At 74.3% G+C, this 5278-nt stretch carries 6 protein-coding genes and 1 pseudogene; 4 read left to right on the forward strand and 3 right to left on the reverse strand.

Annotated elements, in window-relative coordinates:
- The 3 genes and pseudogenes from AB0J52_RS26305 to AB0J52_RS26315 all read right to left on the reverse strand — a co-directional run.
- Nucleotides 1–319: pseudogene (locus tag AB0J52_RS26305) on the reverse strand (lipid-transfer protein); the annotation flags it as partial.
- Complete coding sequence (locus AB0J52_RS26310; RefSeq protein ID WP_500184961.1) at nt 316–801, reverse strand: Zn-ribbon domain-containing OB-fold protein; 486 nt, start codon at nt 799–801, stop codon at nt 316–318. The gene AB0J52_RS26310 and the pseudogene AB0J52_RS26305, both read right to left, overlap by 4 nt.
- Nucleotides 798–2012 carry an MFS transporter gene (locus tag AB0J52_RS26315; protein ID WP_500184962.1) on the reverse strand — a complete coding sequence of 405 codons (1215 nt, stop codon included), beginning with the start codon at nt 2010–2012 and terminating at the stop codon, nt 798–800. Before AB0J52_RS26315 ends, AB0J52_RS26310 begins: the two co-directional genes overlap by 4 nt.
- A gap of 80 nt (nt 2013–2092) precedes the next feature.
- Here AB0J52_RS26315 and AB0J52_RS26320 point away from each other — a divergent pair, with 80 nt between their 5' ends.
- The 4 genes from AB0J52_RS26320 to AB0J52_RS26335 form a co-directional block, all read left to right on the forward strand.
- Nucleotides 2093–2998 carry a LysR family transcriptional regulator gene (locus AB0J52_RS26320; RefSeq protein ID WP_500184963.1) on the forward strand — a complete coding sequence of 302 codons (906 nt, stop codon included), beginning with the start codon at nt 2093–2095 and terminating at the stop codon, nt 2996–2998.
- A 60-nt stretch (nt 2999–3058) separates the two neighbouring features.
- Nucleotides 3059–3826, forward strand: a complete 768-nt coding sequence (locus AB0J52_RS26325) for an SDR family oxidoreductase (RefSeq protein ID WP_500184964.1) — start codon at nt 3059–3061, stop codon at nt 3824–3826.
- A 10-nt stretch (nt 3827–3836) separates the two neighbouring features.
- A complete protein-coding gene (locus AB0J52_RS26330; protein WP_500184965.1) occupies nt 3837–4796 on the forward strand; it encodes an LLM class F420-dependent oxidoreductase in 960 nt (319 codons plus the stop codon).
- Nucleotides 4797–4935: 139 nt separating this feature from the next.
- Nucleotides 4936–5278: hypothetical protein (locus AB0J52_RS26335; RefSeq protein ID WP_500184966.1), on the forward strand; the 343-nt coding region annotated here is incomplete at its 3' end.

A 5278-nucleotide genomic window follows, 5' to 3' on the forward strand; every position in this document is an offset into this window, starting at 1 on the left:
CGGCGAGGCCGGCGAGGATCTGGGCGCGGGCGTGCGCGATGGCCTGCGCGCCGGACGCGCACGCGGCGTAGCAGCTGGAGACGCGCGCGCCGGACCAGCCGAGCGCCTGCGCGAAGGTGGCCCCCGAGATGAACCCGGGGTAGCCGTTGCGGATGGTGTCGGCACCCGCGACGTACTGGACGTCCGGCCAGGTCAGCCCGGCGTCGGCGAGCGCGGCGCGGGCGGCGGCGAGGCCGTACTCCACGAAGTTGCGGCCCCACTTGCCCCACGGGTGCATGCCCGCGCCGAGGACGACGACGTCGTTCGTGCTCGCGCTCATCGCACCGGCCTCCACATCCAGACCGTGTGGACGGCCTCGTCGTCCTCGTAGAGCACGCCCTCGGTGAGCTCGACCTCCATGCCGACGGCCAGGTCGTCCACGGTGGTCTCCGGGACGGCCTGGCCGAGCACCACCATGCGCTCGGCCTCCAGCTCGACCGCGACGATCGCGAACGGGCGGAACGGCTCGGCCGCGACGTACGGGGGCGGCGGCTGGTAGCGGGCGTCGGTGTAGGACCAGACGCGGCCGCGCGTCGAGAATTCGTAGGGGGCGAGTTCGGAGCCGTCCTTGGGCCCGGTGCAGCCGGGGTTGCGGCAGGCCAGCTCGTTGCGCGGGAAGTAGGGGGTGCCGCAGGACGCGCAGCGCGTGCCGAGCAGGCGCGTGACGCCGTCCGCGGTGGTGAACCATCCTTCGGCGGCGGGCCGCCGCTGCTTGGTGCCGGGGCCGGTGTCGGGCCGGGCGCCGGGCCGGGTGTCGCTCACCCGCGCAGCTTACCAACCAAGCGCACGCTCAAATCAAGGGTGGACGCGGCGGCGAACGCGACGCCGTACAGGACCAGGACGTAGACCGCGGTGGCCGTCCAGTGCCCGTGCTCGAACGCCACGCCGCCCGCCGATCCGCCGATCGAGCTGCCGAAGTAGTACGCGAACAGGTACAGCGCGGACGCCTGGGCGCGGCCGGTGCGGGCCCGCAGCCCGACCCATCCGCTGGCCACGGCGTGCGTCCCGAAGAACCCGCAGGTGAAGACCAGCAGTCCGACGCCGACCAGGACGAGCACCGGCGGCAGGGTCAGCAGGAGCCCGGCGGCGGCGAGGGCGACCGAGCCGAGCAGGACGGGCCGCTTCCCGAACCGGTCGGCGGCCGTCCCCGCGCGGGCGGAGAACGCCGAGCCCGCGAGGTTGGTCACCGCGATGAGCGACACGACGGCCATCGGCAGGTGGAACGGCGCGTCCAGCAGCCGGTAGGTCAGGAAGTTGTAGACGGTCACGAACCCGGCCATCGCCGTGAGCGCGACCAGGTAGAGGCGGCGCAGGCCGGGGTCGCGGAGGTGGGCGAGCAGCGGCCGGTAGTCGACGCGTCCGGGGGTGAAGAAGCGGGACGGCGGCAGCAGCGCCCAGAACGCGAGCGTGAACCCGAACGCGACGACCGCGGTGGCGGCGAGCGCCCAGCGCCAGCCCGCGAGGTCCGCGACCACGCCGGGGATGAGCCGTCCGAGCACGCCGCCGATGCCGGTTCCGGCGACGTACCGGCCCATCGCGCCGCCGAGCGACGCGCCGTGCACCTCGTCGGCGAGGTAGGCCATCGCGACCGCCGGGACGCCCGCGAGCGCGACGCCCTGCACCGCCCGGACGGCCGCCAGCTCCGCGAACGTCGAGCACAGCGGGATCGCCAGCCCGACCAGCGCGGACGCCACCGACGACACGATCATCACCCGGGTCCGGCCGAACCGCTCCGACAGCGAGCTGACCGGGATGACCGCCAGCGCGACCGCGCCCGTCGCGAGCGAGACCAGCAGGCTCGCGCGCGCGGGAGAGACGGCGAACGCCTCCGAGAGCTGCGGCAGGAGCGCCTGCGTGCAGTAGAGGGACATGAACGTGGTGAGCCCGGCGGCGAAGAGGGCGAGGTTGATCCGGCGGAGCCCGGCCGATCCCGTCCGGTGCCGTTCGAGCGGGGGTTCGAGGACGGCGGTCATGCCCAACAGCCTGCGTCGCGCCGGAGCGATGCGTCCAATGCGAGTACTGCCGCAGAACGATGCGTGGTACGCATGAAGGCATGGACCTGCAGACGGTGCGCTGGTTCCTGGCGGTCGCGGACCACGGCCATGTGACCAACGCCGCACAGGAGCTGCGCGTCTCGCAGCCGGGGCTGTCGCGCGCGATCGCCCGGCTGGAGCACGATCTCGGCGTCCCGCTGTTCGACCGGGTCGGGCGCGGCGTCGAGCTGTCCCCGTTCGGCCGGGTGTTCGCCGAGCACGCGCGTCGCCTGGCCGCCGAGGAGGAGGCGGCGCGGCGCGCCCTGGCGCAGGCCGCCGACCCGTCGCGGGGCGAGGTCGCGCTCGCGTTCCTGCACACCCAGGGGCCGTCGTTCGTGCCCGACCTCGTCCGGCGCTTCCGCCAGACGCGGCCCGGCGTGACGTTCCGGCTGATCCAGGACCGGTCGGCGCGGCTCGCGGCGGCCGTCCGGGACGGCCGCGCCGACCTCGCGATCACCAGCCCGCGCCCGGCCGGGACGGACCTGGAGTGGCGTCCGCTGGTGACCGAGCGGCTGCTGCTCGCCGTCCCGGAGGGGCATCCGCTGGCGCGCCGCAGCCTCGTCCGGACCGGTGAGCTCGCGGGCGAGCCGGTGGTGGCGTTCCAGCAGGGCACCGGGCTGCGCGCGATCGCCGAGGAGATGTTCGCGCGGGCCGGGATCGCGCCGGAGATGCCGTTCGAGGGCGAGGAGTCGGCGACCGTGCGGGGGCTGGTCGCGGCCGGGCTCGGGGTCGCGATCGTCGCGCCGCCGCTGCCGGGCGAGGCGCACGGCGTCGCGCACGTCCGCCTCGCCGACCCCCTGGCCGTCCGGACCATCGGCCTGACCTGGTCGGACGCCCGGACGCGGCCCCCGGTGGCGGAGGCGTTCCGGCGGTTCGTCCTCGCCCCCGACCAGACCACGGGGACGGTCGCGGGGCCTGCTAACTGACTCGTCAGTTACTTGGGTACAGTGCAACCGAGCGAGATTCGATCGAGGAGAGCAGCACACATGCGGACTGGACTTGAGGGGAAGACCGCGCTCGTCACGGGCGCGTCCCGGGGGATCGGCAAGGCGATCGCGACCGCGTACGCCGCCGAGGGCGCCAACGTGGTGCTCTCCTCGCGCAAGCAGGAGGCGCTCGACGAGGTCGCCGCCGAGATCCGCGCCGCGCACCCCGGGGTCGGCGTGCTCGCCAAGGCCGCCCACGTCGGCGACGCCGAGGCCGCCGCCGCCTGCGTGGACGCCGCGGTCGCCGAGTTCGGCGCCCTGGACGTCCTGGTCAACAACGCCGGCACCAACCCCTACTTCGGGCCGATGGCCGACATCACCCCCGAGGCCGCCGCCAAGACCGTCCAGGTCAACCAGTTCGCCATCGTGCAGTGGACGCGGCTCGCGTGGACGGCGTCCATGGCCGAGCACGGCGGGTCGATCGTCAACATCGCCTCGGTCGGCGGCCTCGCCACCGAGCACGGCATCGGCTACTACAACGCCACCAAGGCCGCCGTCATCCACATGTCCCGCCAGTTCGCGCTGGAGCTGGCCCCGAAGGTCCGGGTGAACTGCATCGCGCCCGGCCTGGTCAAGACCGCCCTCGCCCGCGCCCTGTGGGAGAACAACGAGGAGGAGATCAGCAAGTTCATGCCGCTCGGCCGGATCGGCGAGCCGGAGGACATCGCGAACGCCGCCGTCTTCCTCGCCGGGTCCGCGTCGTCCTGGATGACCGGGCAGACCATGGTCGTCGACGGCGGCGCGATCATCCGCCCGTCGATCGCCTGAGGAGGACGCGATGTCGCGCTGGGGACTCACCATTCCGCTCACCGGCGTCCCGCTGGCCGAGCACGCCGCGCTCGTCGCCGAACTGCCGTCGCTCGGCTACACCGACGCGTGGTCGGCCGAGACGAACGGCGCCGACGCGTTCACCCCGCTCGCGCTCGCCTCGCAGTGGGCGCCCGAGCTGCGGCTCGGCCCGGCGATCGTGCCGGTGTACACGCGCGGCCCGGCGCTGCTCGCCCAGCAGGCCGCCACCATCGCCGACCTCGCGCCCGGACGGTTCGTCATGGGCATCGGCACCTCGTCCGACACGATCGTCCAGCGCTGGAACGGCATCCCGTTCGACGAGCCGTACAAGCGCGTCCGCGACACCCTGCGGTTCCTGCGCCGCGCGCTCGCGGGCGAGAAGGTGAAGGAGGACTACGACACCTTCTCGGTCAAGGGCTTCAAGCTGGAGCAGGCCCCCGCGACGCCGCCGCCGATCGTCCTCGCCGCGCTGCGGCCCGGCATGCTGCGACTGGCGTCCCGCGAGGCCGACGGCGCGATCACCAACTGGCTCGCGCCGAAGGACGTCCGGAAGGTCCGGGCCGAGCTGGGCGACGAGCCGGAGCTGATCGCGCGCCTGTTCGTCTGCCCGACCGAGGACGCGGGCGAGGCCCGCGCCATCGGCCGCTGGATGATCGCCGCCTACATGACCGTCCCGGTCTACCGCGCCTTCCACGAATGGCTCGGTCGCGGCGACGCCCTCGCGGCGATGAACGAGGCGTGGGCCGCGGGCGACCGCAAGAAGGCGCTGGAGGTCATCCCGGACGAGGTCGTCGACGACCTGATCGTCCACGGCTCGCCGTCCGCCTGCCGGGCCCGCGTCCGCGAGTACGTCGAGAACGGCCTGACCACCCCGGTCCTGGCGGTCGTGCCGGGCGGCACCCTGTCTCCGCTGGAGGCCGTCCGGGCGCTGGCTCCCGCGAACGACTGACCCGCCCCGCCGGGCGCAGGACGCCAGGGGCGGGGATCGCCGCGCATTCACGGCGCGTTCACGCCGGATTCGGATCGGTTCCCTAGGGTCGCGCTGCACCCTCGGGCGAGGTGCGCACGTCGACGGGGGACCGATCCGGATGTCGCTGTTGGGCTGGCCGCTGCTCGTCCTGTTCGTGCTGGCGGCGCTGGCCGCGCCGCTCGGCTGCCTGGCGGCCTGGAACCGGGTGCCGGGGCCGCGCGCGGCGCGGGCGGCGGCGCGGCTCGCGATGATCGCGGTGTGCCAGGAGACGGCGCTGCTGCTGGTCGGGGCTCTGCTGAACCGCAGCCTGCACCTCTACCCGACCTGGGCGGACCTGTTCGGGACGGCCGGACGGGGCGGCGACATCGAGGCGGCCGGGCCGACGCTGACCCGGCCCGCGGGCGGACGCGGCCTGGTCGGGGGCGGGTTCCGCTTCGACCGCGTCAGCCGGACGCACGTCG

This window comes from Spirillospora sp. NPDC049652 (genome assembly GCF_040675125.1).
Classification (GTDB): Bacteria; Actinomycetota; Actinomycetes; order Streptosporangiales; family Streptosporangiaceae; genus Spirillospora.